Source organism: Streptomyces sp. AM 4-1-1 (assembly GCF_029167625.1).
In the GTDB taxonomy this organism is placed as follows: domain Bacteria; phylum Actinomycetota; class Actinomycetes; order Streptomycetales; family Streptomycetaceae; genus Streptomyces.
Window position 1 is genome coordinate 3,282,069 of record NZ_CP119145.1, and the last position, 22,305, is coordinate 3,304,373.

A 22,305-nucleotide genomic window follows, 5' to 3' on the forward strand; every position below is an offset into this window, starting at 1 on the left:
TGGAAGAACGGGGCTGGTGGGGAGGGGCCGGCGGGGCCCGGTCACGGACGACGCAGTGCGTCGGCCGCGGCGGTCGCGGCGGGGCCCGCCGCCAGCTCGGTCTCCAGCAGCTGCTTGCCGAGCAGTTCGGGGTCCGGGAGTTCCATCGGGTACTCACCGTCGAAGCAGGCGCGGCAGAGGTTCGGCTTGGCGATCGTCGTCGCCTCGACCATCGCGTCGAGGGAGATGTACGAGAGCGAGTCGGCGCCCATGGACGTGGCGATCTCGTCGACCGACATGCCGTTGGCGATCAGCTCGGCGCGGGTCGCGAAGTCGATGCCGAAGAAGCAGGGCCACTTCACCGGGGGGGACGAGATCCGGATGTGGATCTCGGCCGCGCCGGCCTCGCGGAGCATCCGGACGAGCGCGCGCTGGGTGTTGCCGCGGACGATCGAGTCGTCGACGACCACCAGGCGCTTGCCCTTGATGACCTCCTTGAGCGGGTTCAGCTTGAGGCGGATGCCCAGCTGGCGGATGGTCTGGGACGGCTGGATGAAGGTCCGGCCGACGTAGGCGTTCTTGACCAGGCCGACGCCGAACGGGATTCCGCTGGCCTCCGCGTATCCGACGGCGGCGGGGGTGCCGGATTCCGGTGTGGCTATGACCAGGTCCGCCTCGACCGGGGCCTCGGCGGCGAGCTTCCGGCCCATCTCCACCCGGGACAGATAGACGTTCCGTCCGGCGATGTCGGTGTCGGGCCGGGCCAGGTAGACGTACTCGAAGACACAGCCCTTGGGCTTCGCTTCCGCGAAGCGTGAGGTGCGCAGGCCGTTCTCGTCGATGGCGATGAGTTCGCCCGGCTCGATCTCGCGGACGAAGCTGGCGCCGCAGATGTCGAGGGCGGCGGTCTCGGACGCCACCACCCAGCCACGCTCCAGCCGGCCGAGCACCAGCGGGCGGATGCCCTGCGGGTCGCGGGCGGCGTAGAGGGTGTGCTCGTCCATGAAGACCAGCGAGAAGGCGCCCCGGACCTCGGGAAGCACCTTGGTGGCGGCCTCCTCGACGGTCAGCGGCTTGTCGTCGTCATCGGTCTGGCCGGCGAGCAGCGCGGTCACCAGATCGGTGTCGTTCGTCGCGGCGACCTGGGTGGCGCGGCCGTCCTTGCGCGGAAGGTCGGCGACCATCTCGGCGAGCTGGGCCGTATTGACCAGGTTGCCGTTGTGGCCCAGGGCGATCGAGCCGTGCGCGGTGGCACGGAACGTCGGCTGCGCGTTCTCCCACACCGAGGCACCGGTGGTGGAGTAGCGGGCATGACCGACCGCGATATGGCCCTGGAGCGATCCCAGAGACGTTTCGTCGAAGACCTGCGAGACCAGTCCCATGTCCTTGAAGACCAGGATCTGCGACCCGTTGCTCACTGCGATGCCCGCGGACTCCTGTCCACGGTGCTGCAGGGCATACAGTCCGAAATAGGTGAGCTTGGCGACCTCTTCGCCCGGAGCCCAGACACCGAAGACGCCACAAGCGTCCTGGGGGCCTTTCTCTCCGGGGAGCAGGTCGTGGTTGAGTCGTCCATCACCACGAGGCACGCCACCGAGTGTAGGCGAGATCGACCACTGGTCCGAATTCGGGATACGCCATGGGGCCACTGTGCGAACGCATCGGAAGACGCTCCCGGGGTGACTCCGGGTGGTCACCCGGAGTGATCGCTTCCGCGCTGGGAGCGGGTCCGGAGGGGGCCACAGGGCCCTCGTCGCCCGGATTGCGGGCGGGTCGGGCCCTTCGGCCGTACGAGCCGACGAGGGTGGCCGGGGGTCGTTCGAGGTGCCCCAGGAAGGGCCTGAAGGGCTTTCGATCGAACACGTGTTTGGTGTCGAGCCTCACATGCGGTGGCATCGCGGGCCGCACCCGACAGGTTTGCGATGGGGCGGTATGGACCGTTGCGTGCGTCGGGATCGGTCGGGGTGATCGGACCTGGGCGGGGTCGATCAGTCGATCGGCCGGAGACGGCCGGAGTTGGCCGGAGACGGTCGGAGTTGGCCGGAGACGATCGGACCTCCGGGATCGGTCGTGTCTGGCCGGGAGCGGTGGTATCTGACCGGGAGCGGTGGTGTCTGACCGGGATCGGTCGCGAGCGATCCCGGGCGGGGCCGTCCGGACTGCGGGACGCCATTGACAGGCGCATGGCCACTTGGCAGGCTCCTGGCCCATGCAGCCCCTCGGTGATCACACGGTCACACTGGTGGAGCGCCGCCACGTCGATCTGGGACGTGTGGCGAGCGCCATCTGTCGCCGCGCCCGGTAGCCGTTCCGAGGCGCGCCGCCCCCGGAACTCCACGGGACCGGAGTGGAATCGGAACCGGATCGGGAGCGAAACCGGAATTCAGAATCGGGCCGAGGGTCATATCCGGGGCTCCGAGGGTCATATCCGAGGCTCCGAGGGTCGTACCGAGGCTCCGTTCGGCCACGTCCCGCGCCCCGCGTTCCTGAGGCCGTGGGCCGCCGCGATCCCGGTCGGTCCCTGATCTCGCACTTCGGTCCCTGGTGGCCGGCCTCCTGATGGGCAGCTTCCTGGTGGGCGGCCCTCCGATCGCCGGCTGACGGGGACCCCTTCCCCTCGGCCCCGGAACGATCCCCGATCTACGCGGTTCACGGTTCACGGTTGCCAGGATCTCCGCGCCCGCGTCCCGCGCCTCCCTGCCGACGCCTCACGCCCCCTCTCCCCGTAACGCCGTACCCCGTCCTCCGCCGCCACGCCGCGGCCCTGCCTGGAGCAGCCATGACGACGCATGACGTCCGCGACCCCCACGACGACCGTAATTCGAACAAAAGTACGAATTCAGCGTGGACCAGACGCGCCTTCGGCACCGCAGTCGGCGCCACCGCCGCCACCGCCGCCGTGGGACTCCCGGCCACGACCGCCTCGGCGGCCACCGGCGGCTCCGTCGCCGACGTGCCCCGTGAGCGGCCCTTCCGTGCCGCACGCGGGAAGCACTCCCGCCGGCCCAACATCCTCTTCATCCTCGGCGACGACCTGGGCTGGGGCGATCTCTCCTCGTACGGCTCACCCCACATCCACACCCCGAACCTGGACCGGCTCGGACGGCAGGGCGTGCGGTTCACGGACGCGTACGCCGGGTCCGCGACCTGCTCCCCCACCCGGTTCAGCCTCTACACCGGCCGCTATCCGGGCCGCACCAAGGGTGGTCTCGCCGAGCCCATCGCCGATCGCTCCGTGGGCCTCGAACCGACCCATCCGACCCTCGCCTCGCTGCTGCGGGACGCCGGGTACGCCACCGCGCTGATCGGCAAGTGGCACTGCGGCTACCTGCCGGACTACAGCCCCACCAAGTCGGGCTGGGACGAGTTCTTCGGCAACTTCGGCGGCGCGCTGGAGTACTACTCCAAGCTCGGCCTCGGCGGTGAGTACGACCTGTACGAGGGCGACGCCGAATACCACGACCTGCGCTACTACACCCGCGTCCTGACCGAGCGGGCCCGCGAGTACGTCCGTCGCGACCACGACAAACCGTGGCTGCTCAACCTCAACTTCACCACCCCGCACTGGCCGTGGATCGCCGAGGGCGACACCGCCGAGAGCGCCGAGATCGTCCGCAGGATCAAGGCCGGCGGGTTGCAGGGCCTGTTCCACCAGGACGGCGGCTCGGTGGAGAAGTACAAGCAGATGGTCGAGGACCTGGACCGTTCGGTCGGCGAGGTGCTGAAGGCGCTGGAGCGGTCCGGGCAGGCGGACGACACCCTGGTGTTCTTCGCCAGCGACAACGGCGGCGAACGCTTCTCGTACCAATGGCCGCTGTCCGGCAACAAGAGCTCGCTCCTGGAGGGCGGCATCCGGGTCCCGGCCGTGCTGCGCTGGCCCGCCAGGATCGACCCGCACCAGGTCAGCGAGGTGCCGGTGTTCTCCCCCGACTGGACGGCGACGCTCCTGGAGCTGGGTGGCGCACGCCCGCACCCCGGCTATCCGCTGGACGGTGTCAGCCTCGCCGGGTATCTGCTGCGCGGCGAACGGCCCGCCCAGCGCGACCTGTTCTGGCGGGTGCGCGGGGAGCGGGCGCTGCGGCGGGGCGAGTGGAAGTACTACCGGGGCAGGAGCGGCGCCGACCAGTTGTTCCGGCTCTCGCACGATCTGCGGGAACAGGCGGACCGGGCGGCCGCCGAGCCCCGGCTGCTCGCCGAGCTGCGGACCTCCTGGGAGCGGACGGACGCCGAGCTGCTGCCGTACCCGGCCCGCGACGCCTGACCCGCGCCGTCCGCCCGGCTTCCCGGTGTTCTCCGCCCGGCTCCGACGATCCCGCCGCCCGGCTCCCGGGTCGGCGGCGGGCGGCGGGGCCGGGCAACCGCACCGCGCTCCCGGGCATCGCCCTGCCGGGGCTCAGCGGAGGAGCGGCAGCAGCTGTGCGAGATCCGCGCGCTCCCCGCTCGCACCGACCTTCGCCGCCGCCAGCTCCCGCGCCCACTCCGTGCGCCCGGTGGCGAGCCGCAGCCAGGTCAGCGGATCGGTTTCGACGACGTTGGGCGGTGTGCCCCGGGTGTGCTTCGGGCCCGCCACGCACTGGACCACGGCGAACGGCGGCACCCGTACCTCGACGGACCCGCCGGGCGCCTTCTCCGCGAGGGCGTCGGCCAGCAGCCGCGTGCAGATGGCGAGCGCCTGGCGGTCGTACGGGATGTCGAGCCCGGTCGCGTCGTTCAGGTCGTCCGTGTGCACGACGAGCTCGACCGCGCGCGTCACCAGGAAGTCGCCCAGCCGCATCGCCCCCACCCGGGTCGACAGCAGCCGGTCGTCCGGGGCCTCGGACACACGCGCCCGGAACCGCTCGGCGACCTCCGCGAACCATCCGTCCAATCCGGGCGATTCGGGCAGTTCGGCGGCGAGCGCCACGGTGTCGGCGGCGATCGGCCCGGCCTTCCCTGCCGTCGCGAACGGCCACTCCAGCAGCGCCACGTCCGGCTTCGGCAGGGCGGGGGCGGGCAGCTCCAGATTCCGGCTGACGTGGTCGAGGACCATGGTCAGGTGCACCGCCAGCTCACGCACGCTCCACTCCCCGAGGCGGGTGGGCCCGGCCAGCCGCTCGGGCGGCAGCGCGGCCACCGCCGCGCGGACGTTCTCGAACTGGGCCAGGACGGCGGCACGGGTCTTCGCGGGGTCGTAAGCACGCGGGCGCTTCTTGGCGGGAGGCATGCGGATCAGGCTAATCGGGGGGTACGACAACGGGTTCGGCGACGGGTCCCCGCCCCGGCCAGGGCGCCGACCGGGCAGGCCGGCCGGTCCCCGGCACCGAAGCAGGCCGACCGGGTCCCCGCACCGGAGCACCGCCGACCAGGTCCGGAACCGGAACACGGCCGACCCGGCCCCCGTACCAGAGCACCACCGACCGAACCAGGCACCGGAGCACGGCCAACCCGGCCCCCGTACCGGAGAACGACCGACCAGGTCCGGAACCAGAGCACAGCGGACCCGGCCCCCGTACCAGAGCACCACCGACCGGATCAGGCACCGGAGCGCAGCCGCCCCAGTCCCCGCACCGGAACACGACAACGCGTACGCCCCGCCCGGAAACGCCGCTGCCCCCGTCCGGTCGTCCCGGTCGGGGGCAGCGGCATGACCTACGTCGTACGAGAACTCAGGCGAGCAGACCGGGGATGGTCGCCTCGTGCGCCGTGCGCAGCTCGCTCAGCGGGATGCTGAACTCGCCCTGCACCTCGATCTCCTCGCCGTCCACGACGCCGATCCGGGTCACGGGCAGGCCGCGCGCCCCGCACATGTCGTTGAAGCGGAGCTCCTCGCTGCGCGGCACCGAGACGACCGCGCGTCCCGCCGACTCGGAGAAGAGGAACGTGAACGCGTCCAGGCCGTCCGGCACGACCAGCCGGGCGCCCTTCCCGCCGCGCAGGCAGGACTCGGTGACCGCCTGGATCAGGCCACCGTCGGACAGGTCGTGCGCCGCGTCGATCATGCCGTCGCGGGAGGCGGAGATCAGGATCTCGCCGAGCAGCTTCTCGCGGCCCAGGTCGACCTTGGGCGGCAGCCCGCCGAGGTGCTGGTGGACGACCTCGGACCAGGCCGAGCCGCCGAACTCCTCACGCGTGTCGCCCAGCAGGTAGAGGAGCTGGCCCTCTTCCCGGAAGGCGACCGGCGTGCGCCGGGTGACGTCGTCGATCACGCCGAGGACGGCGACGACCGGCGTCGGGTGGATCGCGGTGTCACCGGTCTGGTTGTACAGCGAGACGTTGCCGCCGGTGACCGGGGTGCCCAGCTCCAGGCAGCCGTCCGCGAGACCACGGGTGGCCTCCGCGAACTGCCACATGACGTCCGGGTCCTCGGGGGAGCCGAAGTTCAGGCAGTCGGAGATCGCGAGCGGCTTGGCGCCGGAGGCGGCGACGTTGCGGTACGACTCGGCGAGCGCGAGCTGTGCGCCCGCGTACGGGTCGAGCTTCGCGTACCGGCCGTTGCCGTCCGTCGCCATGGCCACGCCGAGGTTGGTCTCCGCGTCGATCCGGACCATGCCCGCGTCCTCGGGCATCGCCAGCACGGTGTTGCCCTGCACGAAGCGGTCGTACTGGTCGGTGATCCACGCCTTGGACGCCTGGTTCGGGGAGGCGACCAGCTGGAGGACCTGCGCGCGCAGCTCGGCCGCGTCCGTCGGGCGGGCCAGCCTGTTCGCGTCGTCGGCCTGGAGCGCGTCCTGCCAGTCGGGGCGGGCGTACGGGCGGTGGTACGTCGGGCCCTCGTGGGCGACGGACCGCGGCGGCACGTCCACGATCTGCTCGCCGTGCCAGAAGATCTCCAGCTGGGTGCCCTCGGTCACCTCACCGATGACGGTGGCGATGACGTCCCACTTCTCGCAGATCTCCAGGAAGCGGGCGACCTTGTCCGGCTCGACGATGGCGCACATGCGCTCCTGGGACTCGCTCATGAGGATTTCCTCGGGCGAGAGGGAGGAGTCGCGCAGCGGCACGGTGTCCAGCTCGACGCGCATCCCGCCGGAGCCGGCGGAGGCCAGCTCGGAGGTGGCGCAGGAGAGCCCGGCGCCGCCGAGGTCCTGGATGCCCGCGACCAGCTTCTCCTTGAAGATCTCCAGGGTGCACTCGATGAGGAGCTTCTCCTGGAAGGGGTCGCCGACCTGGACGGCCGGGCGCTTCGCCGGGCCGGTCGACTCGAAGGTCTCGGAGGCGAGCACGGAGACGCCGCCGATACCGTCGCCGCCGGTGCGGGCGCCGTAGAGGATGACCTTGTTGCCGGGGCCCGACGCCTTCGCGAGGTGGATGTCCTCGTGCTTCATCACGCCGATGCAGCCGGCGTTGACGAGCGGGTTGCCCTGGTAGCAGGCGTCGAAGACGACCTCGCCGCCGATGTTCGGCAGGCCCAGGCAGTTGCCGTAACCGCCGATGCCCGCGACGACACCGGGCAGCACCCGCTTGGTGTCGGGGTGGTCGGCCGCGCCGAACCGCAGCGGGTCGACGACGGCGACCGGGCGGGCGCCCATGGCGAGGATGTCGCGGACGATGCCGCCGATGCCGGTCGCCGCGCCCTGGTAGGGCTCGATGTACGAGGGGTGGTTGTGCGACTCGACCTTGAAGGTGACCGCGTACCCCTGGCCGACGTCGACCACACCGGCGTTCTCACCGATGCCGACGAGCATCGCGTCGTTGGCGGGGACCTTCTCGCCGAACTGCTTGAGGTGGACCTTGCTGCTCTTGTACGAGCAGTGCTCGGACCACATCACGGAGTACATGGCGAGCTCGGCACCGGTCGGGCGGCGGCCCAGGATCTCGCGGACGCGGTCGTACTCGTCCTCCTTGAGGCCGAGTTCCTTCCAGGGCTGCGCGGTGTCCGGGGTCTCGGCGGCGTGCTTGACCGTATCGAGGCTCATGAGTTGACCAGCTTCTTGAGGATCGACGTGAAGAACCCGAGACCGTCGGTGCGACCCGTGCCGATCAGCGGTTCGACGGCGTGCTCGGGGTGCGGCATCAGACCGACGACGTTGCCCGCGGCGTTGGTGATGCCGGCGATGTCGCGCAGCGAGCCGTTGGGGTTCACGTCGAGGTACCGGAAGGCGACCCGCCCCTCGGCCTCCAGCTCGTCGAGCGTGCGCTCGTCGGCGGTGTAACGGCCGTCCATGTTCTTGAGCGGTACGGAGATCTCCTGGCCCGCGGAGTAGTCCGAGGTCCAGGCCGTGTCCGCGCTCTCCACCCGGAGTTTCTGATCACGGCAGATGAAGTGCAGGTGATTGTTGCGCAGCATCGCGCCGGGCAGCAGATGCGCCTCGGTGAGAATCTGGAATCCGTTGCAGATGCCGAGGACCGGCAGACCGGCCTTCGCCTGCTCGATGACGGTCTCCATCACCGGCGAGAAGCGCGAGATGGCCCCGGCCCGCAAATAGTCGCCGTACGAGAAACCACCCGCCAGGACGACCGCGTCGACCTGGTGAAGATCCTTGTCCCGGTGCCACAGCGAAACGGGCTCGGCGCCCGCGACGCCCACGGCACGCAGGGCGTCCTGATCGTCGAGCGTGCCGGGAAAAGTGACGACTCCGATACGAGCGGTCACTTCTCCTCCTCCACCTTCACGGTGAAGTTCTCGATGACGGTGTTGGCGAGGAACGTCTCGGCCAGCTCATTGACGCGGGCGAGCGCGGCGTCGTCGACGGGCCCCTCCACCTCCAGCTCGAAACGCTTCCCCTGACGTACGTCCGCGATTCCCTCGAAGCCGAGACGGGGCAGTGCGCGCTGCACCGCCTGTCCCTGCGGGTCGAGGATCTCCGGCTTGAGCATGACGTCGACTACGACGCGTGCCACTGGCACTCCCGGTGGTGTGGTGCGGCTGTGTCTCCGGGGGGTTCCCCTGGACCCCCGCGGGTCCCCCCAGCGTACCCGTCCCAAAATTCTACGCGGGTAGATATCATACGTCACAGATCACGTCGAGATATCGAGGGCGACAACACACAGGAAAAGTCCTGGAAAAAAATCCGCTACCGGATTGCGGGAGACACGCGGATACAATTGGCTGGGCTTCACAATGCGGTACTCACCGCTGTACAAATGATTACCGAGAAAGCAACATCAGTCCATAACAGTCGACATCGGTCGACCAGTATCCGCCAAACAGCCGGAAGGCCGGTGTCAGCGCATACCAGAAGCGATGATGCCGCAGGAAGGACCGATATCCGTGGCTCAGCGCGTGGTGGTCATACTCTCCGACGACATCGACGGGGGAGCAGCAGCGGAAACGGTCGCCTTCGCCCTGGACGGGAAGTCGTACGAGATCGACCTCAGCCCGACCAATGCCAAGAAGCTGCGCAAGGCCCTGGCTCCCTACGTGGCGGCGGGCCGCAGACAGTCGGCCGCCGGCCGCAGCGGCAGGAGCCTGACGTCGTACCGGCACACTTCAATCGCCCCCGACCCGGCGGCAGTTCGCGCCTGGGCCCGTTCGCACCGGATGGAGGTGCCGGCCAGGGGCCGAATCCCGAAGAAGGTCTACGAGGCCTTCCAGGCGGCGGGTTGAGCGGTTCGAGCCGGGACGAGTTGACGGAGCGGTTGAGCGGTCGCGCGATTGAGGCGGGGCGGGCGCGGCCGAACCGGCCGGGCGGCTGAGTGGTGCGGCGGCCGAGTCGGCCGGGCGGTTCAGCGGTTCAGCGGCTGACCGGAGCGCGGACGCACCGCGATCCGCGGGCACGGTGGGCTGGCGGGGCCAGTGGTCCCGGCGAGGCCGCCGGGACTGTTGGTGCCGTCCGCGCCAACAGTCAACAGTCCCGTCGGTGTCTGCGGTGCCTGCGGTGCCTGCGGTGCCTGCGGTGCCTGCGGTGCCATATGTGCAGCAGCACCAGCCGTCCCAGCAGTGCCAGCAGCCTCGTCGGTGCCACCGGTGCTGTCGGTGCTGTCGGTGCTGTCGCCCGAGGGGGTGTTCGAAGGCCCCCTCGGGCGTCCGTACGACCATCAGGGGATCGGACATCGGGGCGCGCTCGAACATCCCTCGGGACCTCGACTTGCGCGACACCCCTGGAGATCGGCTAGAGTCTGGAACACGCCGAGGGGCAAGGCCGAAAGGCCGGAACCCCGAGCAGCGTGCGGGTGTAGTTCAGTAGTAGAACATCCCCCTTCCAGGGGGAAGGCGCAGTGTGCAATTCCTGTCACCCGCTCTACATCACTCCTCCATCACCACTCCGGTGGATCAGGTAGAGTGATGTCCGCACCGCCCGGTGAGAGCCGAGCGGGAGCAATGCGAACGTAGCTCAGTTGGTAGAGCGCAACCTTGCCAAGGTTGAGGTCGCGAGTTCGAACCTCGTCGTTCGCTCTGTTGAGTTCTTGATCGAAGTCCCCGGCCGATATCGGCCGGGGACTTTGTCATGCCGGTCCTCGCTCCTGGCTCCTCTGCCGTTGGCTTCCGTGGCTTCTCCGCCGTCGGGTGGCGCCTCTCCCTCCCGCGTCTCCTCCCTGCCGTCCATGACGTTTGTCATGGGCACCGGTGACAGCGCGCACTGCTCAAGGCCGTGTCCCGGCGCGAGCCTTGGGACATGACCAGCGAAGAACTTCTCAACGACCGTGCGCACGGCCCGGGAAGCCGTCCGAGCGACGATGCCGTGATCGAGGCGGAGGAGGCGCGGCGCACCTACACGGGCGGCTTCGAGGCCGTCTCCGGGGTCTCCTTCTCCGTGGCGCGCGGCGAACTCTTCGCCCTGCTCGGCACCAACGGCGCGGGCAAGACCTCCACCGTCGAGCTGCTGGAGGGGCTGGCCGGGCCGGACAGCGGCGCGGTCCGGGTACTCGGCCACGACCCGTACAGGGAGCGCGCCGCCGTCCGGCCCCGGACCGGGGTGATGCTCCAGGAGGGCGGCTTCCCCTCCGACCTGACGGTCACCGAGACGCTGCGGATGTGGGCGGGCTGCACGAGCGGGGCCAGGCCGATCGGCGAGGCGATGGACATGGTGAGTCTCGGGACCCGGGCGAAGGTACGGGTCAAGCAGTTGTCCGGGGGCGAACGGCGCCGCCTCGACCTGGCGTTGGCGCTGCTGGGACGGCCGGAGGTGCTGTTCCTGGACGAACCGACGACCGGGCTGGACGCCGAGGGCCGTCGCGACACCTGGACGCTGGTGCGGGCACTGCGCGACGAGGGCCTGACCGTCCTCCTCACCACGCACTACCTGGAGGAGGCCGAGGCGCTCGCCGACCGGCTGGCGATCATGCACCAGGGCCGGATCGTGGCGGCGGGCACCACGGCCGAGGTGACGGCGGCGCGTCCGGCGCGCATTCGGTTCACGCTGCCCGACGGCGTACCGGCGGCGCGGCTCCCGCTGTCGCTGCGGGCGGCGGCCGAGGGGCAGCGGATCGAGATCCGTACCGCGCGGTTGCAGGACTCGCTCGGTGAACTGCTGCTCTGGGCAGGGCAGTCGGGCATCGAACTGCTCGGCCTCGACGCCCGCTCGGCCTCCCTCGAAGAGGCCTTCCTCGACATCGCCAGGGCGGCGGACGCCGGCGGGGAGACTCCCGTACGACCGCACACGGATACGGATGTGGATACGGACGCGGAGAGTCGGTCGGCCGCATGACGGACCCCATGAAGAGTTCCGCGAAGAGCCCCATGGCGAGCCGCATGACGCACACCACGATCCTGGAGCCCCGAATGCCACAGCCCGCCACCGCCGGTACCCCCGACTCCCGCAGACCCGCTTCCGGTACCGCTGGCTCCACGACCGCTCTCGGGCGGCTGACGGCCCTCGGGCGGGCCGAACTCGTGCTGCTCGCCCGGAACAGGACGGCGGTCTTCGTCGCCCTGGTGGTGCCCCTGCTGATGGTCGTGGCGATGAAGTCCTCGCTCGACGGGATCGACCTCGACGGCACCGGTCTGACCGTCGCGGGGGTCGCGCTCAGCGGCGGGGTCGGCATGGTCCTGATCCAGGTCGTCCACATGAATCTGGTCGCCGCGTTCGTGGCTCGGCGCGAGGACCTGGTGCTGAAGCGGCTGCGTACCGGCGAGGTCCCCGATCTGGAGATCCTGGTCGGGACCTCACTGCCCTCGGTGCTGCTGGCGCTGGTGCAGTGCGTGCTGATGGTCGCGGTCGGCGGGGCCCTGTTCGGCCTCGGTGCCCCCGAGCGGCCCGAACTGCTCCTGGTGGGGCTGCTGTTGGGTCTGGTAATGATGGCCGCGCTGGCGGCGGCCACGTCCGCGCTCACCCGTACCGTGCAGACCGCGTCGCTCACGACGCTGCCGCTGTTCATCATCTCGATGCTGGGATCGGGGCTGTTCGTACCGATGGAGGTGCTGCCGGACCGGCTGGCGTCGTTCTGCGAACTGCTGCCCATGACCGGCGTGATGACGCTCGTACGGGCCGGCTGGATGGGCGGTACGGACGGACACGACCTGCTCGGGGCCGCCGGAACCGCGCTGGTCTGGACGGTGTTCGCGGTGCTCGCTGTGCGACGGTGGTTCCGTTGGGAACCGCGGCGCTGAACCGGCGCCACGATCAGGTGGGCGACATCGTGGCATCGAGACAGTGCCACCGGACAGCGGGACGGGTGATCGTGATCGCGCGGATACGTGGCTGGCGGCGCGGCTGGCAGGAACGCAGCAGACTCCAGCGGATCGATCTCTACTCACGGGGCACCGTGCTGGCCCTGCCGTGGCTCTTCCTGCTGACCTGGGGGCTGCTGCCCACGACGGACTTCCGTCAGGCGCCCCTGCCGATCGCGCTGCACCTGGCGCTGCTGGTGACCAACATCGCGCAGTGCGTCATCAGCAACCGCAACACCGGAGTGGCATACCGGCACTACCTGGGCGGGACCGAGTTCCCCCGGCGTCGGCTGGTGCCCGCGCTGGCGCTGCTCGGCGTGTCCGTGGGCCTGCTGGCCGCCCTGCAGGCCGTGGACGGGGTGGGCGACGAGGAACTGCTCCTGGTGACGGACCTGCCGCTGGCCTTCGCGGTTCCGTACGTCCTGCTCGTTCCGGTCAGGATCTTCGTCGTCCACTGTCTGGGGTTCACGGGGTTGGTGGTCGGCGTGCTGGCGGTGGCGGGGCTGCGGGGGCCGATGCTGGCCGGGCTGGTTCCGGCGGTGGCGTTCGGCTGTCTGCTGGTGCTGGTGTCCGTGCGGCCCGGAATCTGGAGCCTGAGCGTGATGTGGCAGGCGGAGGAGGCCAGGGACGTACAAGCGCGGCTGGCGGTCGCGGAGGAGAGGCTGCGGTTCGGGCGGGACATGCATGATGTGCTGGGCCGGAATCTGGCGGTGATCGCGCTCAAGAGCGAGCTGGCCGTGGAGCTGGCCCAGCGCGGCAGACCGGAGGCCGTCGACCAGATGGTGGAGGTACAGCGGATCGCGCGCACCTCGCAGCAGGAGTTCCGGGATGTCGTACGGGGGTACCGGGAGGCCGATCTGCGTACGGAACTCATCGGCGCCCAGAGCGTGCTGCGGGCCGCCGGGATCGAGTGCGGGGTCGAGGGGGACGACGGCGGTGGGCTGCCCGCCCCGGTGCGGTCGACGCTCGGCTGGGTCGTGCGAGAGGCGGCGACCAATGTGCTGCGGCACGGCGATCCGCAGCGCTGCGTGATCCGGCTGACGACCTCGGTGGACGCGGTGGTGCTGGACGTGGAGAACGACGGGGCGCCCGTGCCCGTGGTCGGCGGCTCGGGGACGGGGGCCGTGGGGACGCGTGCGGTGGGGATGGGCACAGCGATGGGGGCGGGGAGGGTAAGGGCTGTGGGCGCGGCGAAGGCGGTTGGGGCTGCGAGTAGTCGGCCGGGTGCGGGGGTGCCGGGGGACGGCCTCGGTGGGGTCCTGTCAGATGGCGGATCGGGGCTCGCCGGGCTGCGGGAACGGCTCGGGGCGCTGGACGGTTCGCTGGACGCGGGGCCGACCGGGGAGGACGGCCGGATCTTCCGGCTGACCGCGAGGGTGCCGCTGCGACGACCGGCGGGAGCCGGCACGGGACGACGAGAGCCGGTCGGAACGACCCTGATCGTCGAGGAGAGCCGATGACGAGGACGAGGACGATGGCGGAGACGGTGATGGCGACGGAGGTGACAGGGGTTACGAGAGTGACGGGAGTGACGGCGATGGGGACCGACCGGCCCGTACGAGTCCTGCTCGCCGACGACGAGCACCTGATCCGGGGCGCGCTGGCCGCACTGCTCGGACTGGAGGACGATCTGGTGGTGGTCGCGGAGGCGGCGACCGGCCCGGAAGCCCTTGCGATGGCGCGGGCGCACCGGCCCGATGTGGCGGTGCTGGACCTGGAGATGCCGGGCGCGGACGGTGTGAAGGTCGCCACAGCGCTGCGGGACGAGCTGCCCGACTGCCGGACCATGATCGTGACGAGTCATGGCCGTCCGGGGCATCTGAAACGGGCGCTCTCGGCAGGTGTACGCGGATTCGTGCCGAAGACGGTCAGCGCCCGCGGACTCGCCGAGATCATCCGTACCGTGCATGCCGGAAACCGTTACGTGGACCCGGGATTGGCCGCCGACGCGATCTCCGCCGGGGACTCACCGCTGACCGTGCGGGAGGCCGAGGTACTGGAGCTGGCGGCGGACGGGGCGCCCGTCGCGGAGATCGCCGAACGGGCCTCGCTGTCGCAGGGGACCGTACGGAACTACCTCTCGTCGGCCGTGTCGAAGCTCGGCGCCGAGAACCGTCACGCGGCGGTGCGTCTCGCGCGGGAGCGGGGTTGGGTATAGTGGACCTCGCGCTTCGGCGCATGCGAACGTAGCTCAGTTGGTAGAGCGCAACCTTGCCAAGGTTGAGGTCGCGAGTTCGAACCTCGTCGTTCGCTCCACGGAAACATGAAGAAGGCCCCGGTCCTGCGACCGGGGCCTTCTTTTCGGTCTGCCGCCAGGCGTCGGGCCACTCCCCGGGCCGGGTCCGGTTCCTCGGACCGGAGCCGGGTCGGCCGGCCCCCGGCCCTGGTCCCCCGCCCCGGCCCCCGGGCTGTGTATCCGGGGGCCGGGGTAGAGGCCGGGGCAGGGGCCGGGAGCGGCGTGAAGGCGTCGTCGGGGTGGGGCCCCCGCGTCAGGAGGACCAGCTGAGGCCGGTGAGGCGTTCGTACGCTTCCAGGTACTTGGCCCGCGTCGCGTCGACGATCTCCCGCGGCAGCGGCGGGGGCGGCTGCTCGCTCTTGCGGTCCCAGCCGGAGGCGGGCGAGGTCAGCCAGTCACGTACGAACTGCTTGTCGTACGAGGGCTGCGCATGCCCCGGCTCCCATGTCTCGGCGGGCCAGAAGCGCGAGGAGTCCGGGGTCAGCACCTCATCCGCGATGATCAGCTCGTCGTCCTCGTTGAAACCGAACTCGAACTTCGTGTCGGCCAGGACGATCCCCCGCTCGCGTGCGATGTCCCGGGCCCTGCCGTACACGGCGAGGGTCGTCTGGCGCAGCAGGGCGGCGGGTTCGGCGCCGACCTGGCGGGCCACCTCCTCGTACGGGACGTTCTCGTCGTGATCACCGACGGCCGCCTTGGTGGCGGGAGTGAAGATCGGCGCCGGGAGTTCCGACCCGTCGACGAGCCCTTCGGGGAGGGCGAGGCCGCAGACCGTGCGGGTCTCGTTGTACTCGACGAGGCCCGAACCGGTCAGATAGCCCCGGGCCACGCACTCGACCGGGACCATCCGCAGCGAGGTACAGACGAGCGTGCGGCCTTCCCAGTCGGCGGGGGCGCCGGGGGGGAGTTCCGTGGACAGGACGTGGTTCGGGACGAGGTCGGCGAGCTGGTCGAACCACCACAGCGAGAGCCGGGTCAGGACGCGGCCCTTGTCGGGGATCTCGGTGGGCAGGACCCAGTCGTACGCCGAGATGCGGTCGCTGGCGACCATGATGAGATCGCCCGCGTCGTTGCGGTAGAGGTCCCGGACCTTGCCGGTGTGGAGATGGGTGAGTCCCGGTACCTGCGCGGGCTCGGGCTTTTCTACGAATCCGGACATGCTGCCTCCACGTAGGTTGATCCAGGAGTCGTTCCGATTGTCCCGTATCGATGTGGAGCGGTGGGGAGCGGGGCCGTCAAGCGGCGCGCGTCGCGGCGCGGAGCCGCGTACCGAGGTGGTCGGTGTCGTCGATGTCGGTGTCGTCGATGTCGTCGATGTCGGTGTTGGCCTCGGCGCGTCACTGGTCACTGCGTCAGTCGTGGCGGTTTGGCAGTTGTGGCGGTTCGTGGCAGCCGTGGCAGTCCTGTGATGCACGTGCGTGCACGTCATCAGCCGTGTCGGTCGTGTCGGTCGCCTCAGTCGCGTTTGCAGATGCGGTCGAGGAGATTCGCGGTGGCGCGTTGGATGCGTGCGTCGACGTGGCCGGGGCGGTCCAGGGCCGGGGACCAGGCGAAGGTTCCGGATGCGAAGACCAGTGCGCCGGAAGGTGCCCGGTAGAGGGACGTCTCCTGGTGACGGGTTACGCCATCCGTGTCGGCGTACGGCGAGTGGGCGAGCAGGATGCGGTTCTCGTGCTCGGGGAGGCTGGTGCGCGGGAAGTACCGGTCGGCCTCGCCCGCGACCAGCCCGTCGATCTCGTCCCCCTCACCGGCCCCGGTCGCCTCCCAGAGCCAGTGCTGCGCGTTCCGTACGACCAAGGGGTGCGGCTCGGGCACTCGGCCGGCGTACTGGATGCCCAGCAACTGCTGCTCGCTGCGGTCCACCTCACGCCACAGCGCGGGCTTTCCGGGACCGTGGCGCTTGCGGCAGGTGAGGAGGCGGTCGGGGACACCGGACGCGGACGGGGAGAGGCCGACCTGCCAGTACATCGTGTTGGCGGAGAGGAACACGAGGGACGTGCCGCTGTCCCGGGCCAGTTCGGCGGTACGGCGCATGGGGACCGACCAGTATTCGTCGTGTCCCGGGAAGACCAGGCCGCGGTACCGGGTCGGGTCGATACGGCCCGCGTGGAGATCGCGGGTGTCTGCGTAGGCGAGGTCGTAGCCGTACCGCTCGGCCCAACGGATGAAGTCGTACGCGTGCCCGACGTGGAGGGGCAGGCCCGCGCCCGCGTACGGACGGTCGAAGGAGACGGTGACCGCGGCGTCCTCCTCGCCGAGGAGCCGGCCCTGTTCGTCCCAGGCGTGGTAGAGGCTGGCACCCGTACGGCCGTCCTCCGGGTAGAGGTTGTACGCCTGCCAGGTGATGTCCGGGAGCAGGAGCAACAGGTCGGCGGGGTGGCTGTCGCGGACCGTGAAGGGGATGTGGGAGCGGTGGCCGTCGGCGGTGGTGAGCACGGCGACGTACGCGCCGATCGACCAGTAGCCGGGGATCTGGAGGCGCCAGGACTGCCACCAGTGATGACAGGAGACCGTACGGTCGGCGGTGAGCGGCGGCGGCTGGACGATGCCGGAGAGCCGGGGACTCGTGGTGATCTTGGCGGCGCCGTCGCCCGCGTAGTGGCCGATCCGGTAGATGTCGACGGAGAACTGCTGGGGCGGGTCGACGGTGATGTGGAAGTCGATCGCCTCGCCGGGGGCGGCGGCACCGGTCGAGATGAAGCCCTTGATCTGCCGGTGCACGTCGTCGGCGGTACGGGTGCCGCCGCCGGCCCCGCTGCGGCCGAGGTCGGGATCGACGTACCAGGGGACGACCTGGCCGGTGTCGTCGAAGTAGTTCTCACTGCCGCGCAGCCAGGGCAGCGGGCCCTGGCCGAAAGGGTCGGAAACGGCATGCGCGAGGGCACCCGATTCCCACCGCCGAATCTGTTCCGCCCCCATACCGCCGCTCCGCTCCCTCAAGTCCCCCGTGACACCTGTGATGCGCCGACTGTCAGCGCCGATCCCCAGCACATCACATAACGCATGCGGTCCGTCACCGTTCGTCGCTAATTGACGTGAACGGAACCTATCCTTCCGGTCGTTGGGAGCGAAAGGCGGGGCCGATCGGGGCGTGGGGCGGGAGGGAGAAGGGTGGGTGGGGAGGCGAGGGGTGCGGGAGGGGGTGGACGGGGTGGGAGGGGGTGGAGGGAGGGCTGAGGCAAGCGGAGGGACGGCTGAGGGACGGCGGAGGGACGGCGGAGGTGATGGGTGGGGCTGGGGTGGGCGCCGGGGCGGGGCGTTGCTGGGCTGGGAGCGGGGCTGGGCCGGGCTGGGGGCGGGGTCAGGGCCGGGGCGGACAACCGCTCGGACGGCTGACTGCCCGGTCGGCTGGCTGCCCGGCAGGCGGCAGGCGGAACGATCCGCCTCTCAGACGAGGCGGACAGGCTTGTCGAGACGTATGCCGGTTGTGGCCACCCAGGTGCGTAGGGGGCCCGGATCACCGTCCTCGACCAGGCTCAGGACGGGCCGACCCAGGTCCGTCCGGCGCTCGCCGTCGATCAGGAGGACAGGCCCGTCGAGCCAGTCGAGGCCGGGTGCGGCACCCGCGGTGTCCACGGCCGCGCAGCAGACCATGGCCGCGACATGATCGGCCAGAAGTTCCGTACCGCTGCGGGGCGGCTGGAGCGGAAACAGCGGCAACGGGTCGGGACCCCAGAAGTCCGGGACACCGCCGGCCGTACCGCCGGTCGCACTCCCTTCCGTGTCCCCCGCGGTATCGCCAAGCGCGTCGACACCGCCGTCGACCCCGGCGTCGGCACCAATGGAGGTATCGGCACCGCCGGGGCCGGGTGATCCGCAGACGGCACCGGGGGTGCCGGGGTCACCATCACCGGGACCACTGGGATCGCCGGAACGCGCGGGACTGCCGGAACGCCGCCCACAGCTGCCGGAACTACCGGAACCCTCGGGGACGCCAGTGTCACCAGGACCGTCGGGTCCGCCGTGGTCACCAAGGCCACCAAGGCAGCCAGGGCTGCCAGTGCCGCCGGGATCGCCGTACGAGCCGTCGGCGCGGTCCCGGTCGCGGCCGCCGTACGAGCCGTTACGGCCCCCAGGGCTCTCCGCACCGCCCGAGCCGTCTGAACCGCCTGAGCCGTCCGAACCCCCTGTCCCTGTCCCCACCACGTCCCCGGCTCCCCCGGAACCGGCCGGTGGGTGGGCCACGGTCGCCTCACGCGCCATCGCAGCGCTGATCCCGGCCGCCAGTTCCTCGCCCGCGTTCGGCGCGGTGAGATGGTCGACGATCCGGGCGAGGGTGGGGGCACCGGGATCGGTGTCCGCGACCGGCGGCACCCCCATCGCGTCCAGGACCCGGTGCAGACGGGCGGCCTCCGTGCGCCACTTCCGGTCGACGACCTCCTCCGGATAGTGCTGCCAGTCGACCGGTGACCAGTCGGCGCCGTCCCTCGTCGGCCCGCCGTGGAACAGGCGGGCAGCCAGCAGCGACGCCGCCTCGTCCGCCGCGCCGGGCTCCTCCAGGAGGTCGCACGCGGGGCGCTCACCGAGCCGTGAGGTGAAGCCCTCGGCGAGGCTGTCACGCCGGGAGAGCTCAGTGAGGGCCGAGACGACCCCCGCGTCGAGCCGGGACGGCCAGCGGCCCATCTGCCAAGCGGGCAGCGCGACCCGAGTCAGCAACCTGTCCCAGCCCGCGAAGGCGAGGCCGACCTGCTCCTGGGCGGCGATCCGGAGCCCGTAGTCGACGGCCTGCGCGCGCTCGGACGACGCCGCGGCGACACCGCGTTCCATCTCCACGGCGTGGACGCGGCAATTGTTCAGCAGCAGTCGGGCGACCCAGCCGACGAGGGCGAGCGGCAGCGCGCGTACCGCCCCGGAGCCGGGTCGGGTGGCATCGGCCGCGGCGGCGTCCAGCCCTCGTACGAAACGACGGGCCGCGGCTATGTCCGGCTGCGCGGACGGGCCCGTGCCCGCGACGACCGGGGCGAGCACCGCCCGCAGCTCGGCGACGCGCATCCACCACAGGAACGGCGACCCGATGACCAGCACGGGCGCCTCCTCCACCCGCCGACGGCGCCCGAGGACGCTGCCTCCCGGCCGTCGGGCGGAGGGCGCGGACAGCCGGGGCCGGTTCGCGGGATGCGTGCGGTCCTCCAGCCAGCTGTCACAGTCCGGGGTGAGGGCTATCGCCGAAGGCACGGGCACGTCGAGCCTTCCTGCCAGCTCCTGGACCAGCCGGTGGAGGTCGGGGGCCGACTCCTCGGTCAGCGGAACGGTCGGACTGACCGCGGGCCTCGCCCGTACGATCACGGCCGCGGACACGGCGGCCACCAGCAGCACGACGACCGCACAGACCGTCACCACCCAGCGCAAGGCGTCCCAGGCATCGCCCGTGAGGAGACCCCGGGCTCCCGCGAAGAGCAGCACGACCGCGACCGCGGCAGGGAGCAGCGCCACGGAGAACGCCCTGCTGCGGGTGCGCAGCACGGCGAGAGCGCGGGCACGTGCGGCCCGCGCACCCAGCCCCTCATCCATCTCGATATCGGACACGGCCGGACGTCACCCCCTCTGCCCCCGCGGCGGTGTTGCTCACTCCCCCACTGTGGCACCCGGCACTGACATCGCAATGCCGGTGGGCCAAGTGCCGGAACGCTTGCGCTGCACCCTAGTTGGGGCCTCGGCAGGCGTCATCCGGATGGCCCAGTCGTCACTCGATGGAATGGCTTTGGGTAAAGGTGCTGGCGCTGTGGGTTTGCGTAGGACAGCGATACCGCTTCCGGCTCGCCGCCCGTACGGCCCGCGTGTCTCGCGGGCGCCCGCGCGCCCGCGAATGTGGTCCGGGTGCGCCGTACCGACGCTCGGGTGCGCCCTACCCGCCCGTACCCCTCCGTGTGCCCCGTTTTCCATCTGTTTCCGCCTGTTTCCGGTCTGTCGCCCGCGCGCTCCGCGACGTGCGAACGGGCCGCCTCCCTCGCGGCCCGGCCTCACACCCCGCCTCATGCCTCGGGCTCACACCCGGCCTCACGTCTCAGGCTCATGCCTCGGTCGCGGCGGCCTTCCGGGCGATGTCGGTCCGGTACTGGGAGCCGTCGAGCCGGATGCGGGCGGTGGCCGCGTAGGCGCGTTCGCGCGCTTCGGCGAGGTCCTTGCCGGACGCGGTCACGGAGAGCACCCGCCCGCCCGCGCTGACGACGGTGTCGCCGTCCCGCCTGGTCCCGGCGTGCAGGACGTACGCGTCCGGGGCGTCCTGCGCGGCCACGTCCTCGAGACCGTCGATCGGGTCGCCGGTGCGGGGCGGGCCGGGGTAGTTGTGCGAGGCGATGACCACGGTGACCGCGGCCTCGTCGCGCCAGTTGAGCGGGGGCAGCACGTCGAGGGTGCCGGTGGCGGAACCCAGCAGTACGCCCGCCAGCGGGGTCTTCAGACGGGCCAGGACGACCTGGGTCTCGGGGTCCCCGAAGCGCGCGTTGAACTCGATGACCCGTACACCGCGCGAGGTGATGGCCAGACCGGCGTACAGCAGCCCGGAGAACGGGGTGCCACGGCGGCGGAGCTCGTCCACGGTCGGCTGGAGCACGGTCTCCAGGACTTCGTCGACCAGCTTGGGATCGGCCCAGGGGAGCGGGGAGTACGCGCCCATGCCACCGGTGTTCGGCCCCTCGTCGTCATCGAGGGCGCGCTTGAAGTCCTGGGCGGGCTGGAGCGGCAGCACGGTGACGCCGTCCGTGATGGCGAACAGGCTCACCTCGGGTCCGTCGAGGAACTCCTCGATGACCACGCGTTCGCAGGCGAGGGCGTGGGCACGGGCCGCCTCGATGTCGTCGGTGACGACGACGCCCTTGCCAGCGGCGAGACCGTCGTCCTTGACGACGTACGGGGCGCCGAACGCGTCGAGCGCCGAGTCGATCTCGGACGGGGTGGTGCAGACGTAGCTACGGGCGGTGGGGACGTTGGCCGCCGCCATCACGTCCTTGGCGAACGCCTTGGAGCCTTCCAGCTGTGCGGCCTCCGCGGAGGGACCGAAACACGGGACACCGGCCGCGCGCACGGCGTCGGCGACCCCGGCGACGAGCGGTGCCTCCGGGCCGACGACCACCAGCTCGGCGCCGAGATCGGTGGCGAGGCGCGCCACGGCGTCGCCGTCGAGCGCGTCCACCGGGTGCGGTTCGGCCACCTCTGCGATGCCGGCGTTGCCGGGGGCGCAGTACAGAGCGGTGACCTCGGGGTCGAGGGAGAGAGAGCGGCACAGGGCATGTTCGCGGGCGCCGCCGCCGATGACGAGGACCTTCACGGGGTGCAGCCTAACCGCCGGGACGGAGGCGACTCGACGGCCGCCGACCCGTGGACAGGGGGGCAGGGAAGGCGGTGTACGGATGGCGTGGGATGCGGGAGGTGTGTGTGGGGGGGGTGGAGGTACGGGCATCGGGGGCGCGGGGCGCAGGTGCGGGCATCCGGGGTGCGGGACGCGGGGCCGTGGGGCGCAGGCGCGGACATCGGGAGCGCAGGGCGCGGGATGCGCGGCCCGGACATCCGGAGCACGGGACGCGAAGGGGGCCCGAGACGCGGGGCCCGGGACGCGGAGCCC

16 protein-coding genes and 3 tRNA genes are annotated in these 22,305 nt (G+C 71.1%); 10 read left to right on the top strand and 9 right to left on the bottom strand.

The annotated features are described in order from the left end of the window. Positions 1-41: 41 nt before the first annotated feature. On the bottom strand, positions 42-1,568 hold the full coding sequence (gene purF / locus PZB75_RS14005) for an amidophosphoribosyltransferase (RefSeq protein ID WP_275535627.1): 1,527 nt from the start codon (positions 1,566-1,568) through the stop codon (positions 42-44). 1,190 nt (positions 1,569-2,758) lie between these two features. Here purF and PZB75_RS14010 point away from each other — a divergent pair. Continuing rightward, positions 2,759-4,240 (top strand): sulfatase-like hydrolase/transferase, encoded by a 1,482-nt coding sequence (locus PZB75_RS14010; protein ID WP_275535628.1) that lies wholly within the window; start codon positions 2,759-2,761, stop codon positions 4,238-4,240. Positions 4,241-4,372: 132 nt separating this feature from the next. Here PZB75_RS14010 and PZB75_RS14015 read toward each other — a convergent pair whose 3' ends face one another. The 4 genes from PZB75_RS14015 to purS all read right to left on the bottom strand — a co-directional run bounded on the left by PZB75_RS14015 (position 4,373) and on the right by purS (position 8,799). Continuing rightward, entirely contained in the window at positions 4,373-5,182 is an 810-nt protein-coding gene (locus PZB75_RS14015; protein WP_275535629.1) for a maleylpyruvate isomerase family mycothiol-dependent enzyme, read from the bottom strand. Positions 5,183-5,624: 442 nt separating this feature from the next. Beyond that, positions 5,625-7,874 carry a phosphoribosylformylglycinamidine synthase subunit PurL gene (gene purL, locus PZB75_RS14020; RefSeq protein ID WP_275535630.1) on the bottom strand — a complete coding sequence of 750 codons (2,250 nt, stop codon included), beginning with the start codon at positions 7,872-7,874 and terminating at the stop codon, positions 5,625-5,627. Continuing rightward, positions 7,871-8,551 carry a phosphoribosylformylglycinamidine synthase subunit PurQ gene (gene purQ / locus PZB75_RS14025; RefSeq protein ID WP_275535631.1) on the bottom strand — a complete coding sequence of 227 codons (681 nt, stop codon included), beginning with the start codon at positions 8,549-8,551 and terminating at the stop codon, positions 7,871-7,873. The genes purL and purQ overlap by 4 nt, the downstream gene beginning before the upstream one ends. Beyond that, a complete protein-coding gene (gene purS, locus PZB75_RS14030) occupies positions 8,548-8,799 on the bottom strand; it encodes a phosphoribosylformylglycinamidine synthase subunit PurS (RefSeq protein WP_275535632.1) in 252 nt (83 codons plus the stop codon). Before purS ends, purQ begins: the two co-directional genes overlap by 4 nt. A 370-nt stretch (positions 8,800-9,169) precedes the next feature. Between purS and PZB75_RS14035 the strand changes: the two genes are divergently transcribed. The 8 genes from PZB75_RS14035 (at position 9,170) to PZB75_RS14070 (ending at position 14,764) form a co-directional block, all read left to right on the top strand. Next, positions 9,170-9,505 carry an Lsr2 family protein gene (locus PZB75_RS14035; RefSeq protein ID WP_275535633.1) on the top strand — a complete coding sequence of 112 codons (336 nt, stop codon included), beginning with the start codon at positions 9,170-9,172 and terminating at the stop codon, positions 9,503-9,505. A 562-nt stretch (positions 9,506-10,067) separates the two neighbouring features. Further along, a tRNA-Gly gene (locus PZB75_RS14040) sits at positions 10,068-10,139 on the top strand. Between the two features lie 82 nt (positions 10,140-10,221). Further along, a tRNA-Gly gene (locus tag PZB75_RS14045) sits at positions 10,222-10,294 on the top strand. 220 nt (positions 10,295-10,514) lie between these two features. Then, positions 10,515-11,546 (top strand): ABC transporter ATP-binding protein, encoded by a 1,032-nt coding sequence (locus PZB75_RS14050; RefSeq protein WP_275535634.1) that lies wholly within the window; start codon positions 10,515-10,517, stop codon positions 11,544-11,546. Between the two features lie 74 nt (positions 11,547-11,620). Beyond that, positions 11,621-12,448 carry an ABC transporter permease gene (locus tag PZB75_RS14055; protein WP_275538703.1) on the top strand — a complete coding sequence of 276 codons (828 nt, stop codon included), beginning with the start codon at positions 11,621-11,623 and terminating at the stop codon, positions 12,446-12,448. A gap of 29 nt (positions 12,449-12,477) precedes the next feature. Then, a complete protein-coding gene (locus PZB75_RS14060; RefSeq protein WP_275535635.1) occupies positions 12,478-13,968 on the top strand; it encodes a histidine kinase in 1,491 nt (496 codons plus the stop codon). Positions 13,969-14,045: 77 nt separating this feature from the next. Beyond that, positions 14,046-14,666: a response regulator transcription factor gene (locus PZB75_RS14065; RefSeq protein WP_275538704.1), complete on the top strand. Its 621-nt coding sequence runs from the start codon at positions 14,046-14,048 to the stop codon at positions 14,664-14,666. Positions 14,667-14,688: 22 nt separating this feature from the next. After that, positions 14,689-14,764 (top strand) — tRNA-Gly (locus PZB75_RS14070). Between the two features lie 233 nt (positions 14,765-14,997). Here the strand turns inward: PZB75_RS14070 and PZB75_RS14075 are convergent. Continuing rightward, positions 14,998-15,903: a phosphoribosylaminoimidazolesuccinocarboxamide synthase gene (locus PZB75_RS14075; RefSeq protein ID WP_275535636.1), complete on the bottom strand. Its 906-nt coding sequence runs from the start codon at positions 15,901-15,903 to the stop codon at positions 14,998-15,000. Positions 15,904-15,940: 37 nt separating this feature from the next. On the opposite strand from PZB75_RS14075, the gene PZB75_RS14080 reads away from it, so the two are divergent. Further along, positions 15,941-16,153 (top strand): hypothetical protein, encoded by a 213-nt coding sequence (locus PZB75_RS14080; protein ID WP_275535637.1) that lies wholly within the window; start codon positions 15,941-15,943, stop codon positions 16,151-16,153. Positions 16,154-16,199: 46 nt separating this feature from the next. Here the strand turns inward: PZB75_RS14080 and PZB75_RS14085 are convergent, their stop codons facing one another. The 3 genes from PZB75_RS14085 to purD form a co-directional block, all read right to left on the bottom strand. Further along, on the bottom strand, positions 16,200-17,663 hold the full coding sequence (locus PZB75_RS14085; RefSeq protein WP_275535638.1) for a N,N-dimethylformamidase beta subunit family domain-containing protein: 1,464 nt from the start codon (positions 17,661-17,663) through the stop codon (positions 16,200-16,202). 468 nt (positions 17,664-18,131) lie between these two features. Continuing rightward, positions 18,132-20,255 (bottom strand): hypothetical protein, encoded by a 2,124-nt coding sequence (locus PZB75_RS14090; RefSeq protein WP_275538705.1) that lies wholly within the window; start codon positions 20,253-20,255, stop codon positions 18,132-18,134. Between the two features lie 499 nt (positions 20,256-20,754). Beyond that, entirely contained in the window at positions 20,755-22,011 is a 1,257-nt protein-coding gene (purD, locus tag PZB75_RS14095; RefSeq protein ID WP_275535639.1) for a phosphoribosylamine--glycine ligase, read from the bottom strand. Positions 22,012-22,305: the final 294 nt, after the last annotated feature.

Coding starts and splice junctions, on each gene's coding strand:
- PZB75_RS14010 (WP_275535628.1), top strand. CDS start 2,759: ATGACGACGCATGACGTCCGCGACCCCCACGACGACCGTAATTCGAAC.
- PZB75_RS14015 (WP_275535629.1), bottom strand. CDS start 5,182: ATGCCTCCCGCCAAGAAGCGCCCGCGTGCTTACGACCCCGCGAAGACC.
- purL (WP_275535630.1), bottom strand. CDS start 7,874: ATGAGCCTCGATACGGTCAAGCACGCCGCCGAGACCCCGGACACCGCG.
- PZB75_RS14050 (WP_275535634.1), top strand. CDS start 10,515: ATGACCAGCGAAGAACTTCTCAACGACCGTGCGCACGGCCCGGGAAGC.
- PZB75_RS14055 (WP_275538703.1), top strand. CDS start 11,621: ATGCCACAGCCCGCCACCGCCGGTACCCCCGACTCCCGCAGACCCGCT.
- PZB75_RS14065 (WP_275538704.1), top strand. CDS start 14,046: ATGGGGACCGACCGGCCCGTACGAGTCCTGCTCGCCGACGACGAGCAC.
- PZB75_RS14075 (WP_275535636.1), bottom strand. CDS start 15,903: ATGTCCGGATTCGTAGAAAAGCCCGAGCCCGCGCAGGTACCGGGACTC.
- PZB75_RS14085 (WP_275535638.1), bottom strand. CDS start 17,663: ATGGGGGCGGAACAGATTCGGCGGTGGGAATCGGGTGCCCTCGCGCAT.
- PZB75_RS14090 (WP_275538705.1), bottom strand. CDS start 20,255: ATGGATGAGGGGCTGGGTGCGCGGGCCGCACGTGCCCGCGCTCTCGCC.